The following is a 3,384-nucleotide window of genomic DNA, read 5'->3' as shown; positions in this document are numbered from 1 at the left end:
GCCCCGGCTCCGTCGCCCGCGCTCCCCGGGGGCGCGCCCCCGGGGAGCGCATCTCGGCCATGCGCCTCCGAGGTGCTCGCGTCCGCCCGCCCGAGCCGGAATGATCTCCGGCGGGCGGGCGTTGTTGCTCATGTGCGGTATGGCCGCGGGCCGGTGAAATTGCTGCCGTGGTTCCGGCCGCCGTCGTGTCGGCCCGCATAGGATGCGAGAGGTGCACCAGGCGGACGGGGCACGGGGCCGCGCCCGCGGTGGTGTGCCCACGAGGAGGTCCGCGGCAGTGACCAGTCAGGTCGATCAGTCAGAGGCAGTGGACGGCCCGGACGGCGACGAGGCCCGCGCCGGGAACGGTGACGCGCGCTCGGGTGCGGCCGCTCCCGCCGGACCGCCGGCCCCGGGCGGCCCTCCGGTGAAGCCGGGCAAGCCCATCCGCAGACTCGATCGGGTGATCATTCGCTTCGCCGGCGACTCCGGTGACGGCATGCAGCTGACCGGTGACCGGTTCACCTCGGAGACGGCGTCCTTCGGCAACGACCTGTCCACGCTGCCGAACTTCCCGGCCGAGATCCGGGCGCCCGCCGGCACCCTGCCGGGCGTCTCCTCCTTCCAACTGCACTTCGCGGACCACGACATCCTGACCCCGGGCGACGCCCCGAACGTGCTGGTCGCGATGAACCCGGCCGCGCTGAAGGCGAACCTGCCGGACCTGCCGCGCGGCGCCGAGATCATCGTCAACACTGACGAGTTCACCAAGCGCGCGCTGGCCAAGGTCGGTTACCCGGCGGACCCGCTGACCGACGGTTCGCTGGACGGCTTCCACCTGCACAAGGTGCCGCTGACCGCGCTGACCCTGGAGGCGCTCAAGGACAGCGGCCTGGCCCGCAAGGACGCGGAGCGGGCGAAGAACATGTTCGCCCTGGGCCTGCTGTCCTGGATGTACCACCGGCCCACGCACGGGACGGAGTCGTTCCTGCGCACCAAGTTCGCCAAGAAGCCGCAGATCGCCGAGGCGAACATCAGCGCCTTCCGGGCGGGCTGGAACTTCGGCGAGACCACGGAGTCCTTCGCGGTCTCCTACGAGGTGCCGCCGGCCAGGCTCCCGGCCGGGCGCTACCGCAACATCTCCGGCAACCTCGCGCTGTCCTACGGGCTGATCGCCGCCGCGAAGCGCTCCGGCCTGCCGCTGTACCTGGGGTCGTACCCGATCACCCCGGCCTCGGACGTGCTGCACGAGCTGAGCCGGCACAAGAACTTCGGGGTGCGCACCTTCCAGGCGGAGGACGAGATCGCCGGCGTCGGCGCCGCGCTCGGGGCCGCCTTCGGCGGGGCGCTCGGGGTGACCACCACCTCCGGGCCGGGGGTCGCGCTGAAGTCGGAGGCGATCGGCCTGGCCGTCTCGCTCGAACTGCCGCTGCTGATCGTGGACATCCAGCGCGGCGGCCCGTCCACCGGCCTGCCGACCAAGACCGAGCAGGCGGACCTGCTGCAGGCGATGTTCGGCCGCAACGGCGAGGCGCCGGTGCCGATCGTCGCCCCGGCCACGCCCGCGGAGTGCTTCGACGCGGCGCTGGAGGCGGCCCGGATCGCGGTCACCTACCGCACCCCGGTGTTCCTGCTCTCGGACGGCTACCTGGCCAACGGCTCGGAGCCCTGGCGGATCCCCGCCGTCGACGAACTGCCGGAGATCGACCCGCAGTTCGCCACCGGCCCGAACCGCGAGGACGGCGCCTTCTGGCCGTACCTGCGCGATCCGCGGACGCTGGCCAGGCCCTGGGCGGTGCCCGGCACGCCTGGCCTGGAGCACCGGATCGGCGGCATCGAGAAGCAGGACGGCACCGGCAACATCTCCTACGACCCGGCCAACCACGACTTCATGGTCCGCACCCGGCAGGCCAAGATCGACGGCATCACGGTGAAGCCGGTCGAGGTGGACGACCCGACCGGCGACGCCCGGGTGCTGGTGATCGGCTGGGGTTCGACCTACGGGCCGATCACCGCCGCGGTGCGCCGGGTGCGCGCGGACGGCGGCGAGGTCGCCCAGACGCACCTGCGCAACCTCAACCCGTTCCCGGCCAACCTGGGCTCGGTGCTGCGGAGTTACGAGAAGATCATCGTGCCCGAGATGAACCTGGGGCAGCTGGCCCTGCTGCTGCGGGCGAAGTACCTGGTGGACGCCGAGTCCTACAACCAGGTGCGCGGGCTGCCGTTCAAGGCCGCCCAGTTGGCGGACGTGCTGTGGGCCGCGATCGGCACCCTGGACGAGGAGGACCACCGATGAGCGAGCACGCCTTCCCGTCCCTGAAGCTGGTACCCAAGGCCGAAGGGCCGCAGAGCGCCCGGGACTTCAAGACCGACCAGGAGGTGCGCTGGTGCCCCGGCTGCGGGGACTACGCGATCCTGGCGGCGGTGCAGTCCTTCATGCCGGAGCTGGGCATCAAGCGCGAGAACACGGTGTTCGTCTCGGGCATCGGCTGCTCCTCGCGCTTCCCGTACTACATGAACACCTACGGGGTGCACTCGATCCACGGCCGGGCGCCGGCGATCGCGACCGGGCTGGCCACCGCGCGCCAGGACCTGAGCGTCTGGGTGGTGACGGGCGACGGCGACGCGCTGTCGATCGGCGGCAACCACCTGATCCACGCCCTGCGACGGAACGTCAATCTGAAGATCCTGCTGTTCAACAACCGTATCTACGGCCTCACCAAGGGCCAGTACTCGCCGACCAGCGAGGTCGGCAAGATCACCAAATCCACCCCGATGGGCTCGCTGGACGCGCCGTTCAACCCGCTGTCGCTGGCGATCGGCGCCGAGGCCACCTTCGTCGCGCGCACCATCGACTCGGACCGCCAGCACCTCCAGTCGGTGCTGCGGGCGGCCGCCGAGCACCGGGGCACGGCGCTGGTGGAGATCTACCAGAACTGCAACATCTTCAACGACGGCGCCTTCGAGGTGCTGAAGGACCCCGGCAGCCGGGACGAGGCACTGATCCGGCTGGAGCACGGGCGGCCCGTCCGCTTCGGCGCGGACCTGGCGAACGGCGTCTTCCGGGGGCCGGACGGCGAGCTGTTCACCGCCCCGGTCACGGCGGAGAACGAGGCGGACGTCCTGGTCCACGACGCGCACGCGGCCGGCCCCGCCGCCGCCTTCGCGCTCTCCCGGATCGCCGACGCGGACACCCTGCACCACACCCCGATCGGCGTGCTGCGCAGCGTCGAACGGCCGGTCTACGACGAGCTGATGGCGGACCAGCTGGCCACCGCCGCCACCCAGCGTGGCGAGGGCGACCTGACCGCGCTGCTCGCCGGCAACGACACCTGGACGGTGGACTGACCGCCCCGCCGTCCGGTCCGAGCGAGCGGCGCCCCCTGTCCCGGCCGGGACAGGGGG

The 3,384-nt window shown here is 71.9% G+C and carries 2 protein-coding genes; both read left to right on the top strand.

What is annotated here, in order from left to right; genetic code table 11:
- Positions 1 to 277 precede the first annotated feature (277 nt).
- Complete coding sequence (locus tag ACIQOV_RS33645) at positions 278 to 2,275, top strand: 2-oxoacid:acceptor oxidoreductase subunit alpha (protein ID WP_380351861.1); 1,998 nt, start codon at positions 278 to 280, stop codon at positions 2,273 to 2,275.
- Positions 2,272 to 3,327, top strand: coding sequence for a 2-oxoacid:ferredoxin oxidoreductase subunit beta (locus tag ACIQOV_RS33640; protein WP_401054562.1), 1,056 nt, complete (start codon positions 2,272 to 2,274; stop codon positions 3,325 to 3,327). The genes ACIQOV_RS33645 and ACIQOV_RS33640 overlap by 4 nt, the downstream gene beginning before the upstream one ends.
- The last annotated feature ends 57 nt before the right edge of the window (positions 3,328 to 3,384 follow it).

Origin of the sequence: Kitasatospora sp. NPDC091257 (assembly GCF_044757675.1) — a bacterium.
Taxonomy (GTDB): domain Bacteria; phylum Actinomycetota; class Actinomycetes; order Streptomycetales; family Streptomycetaceae; genus Kitasatospora; species Kitasatospora lactacystinica.
Note: the sequence above shows the minus strand (reverse complement) of the source record. Positions and strands in the feature narration are given on the sequence as shown.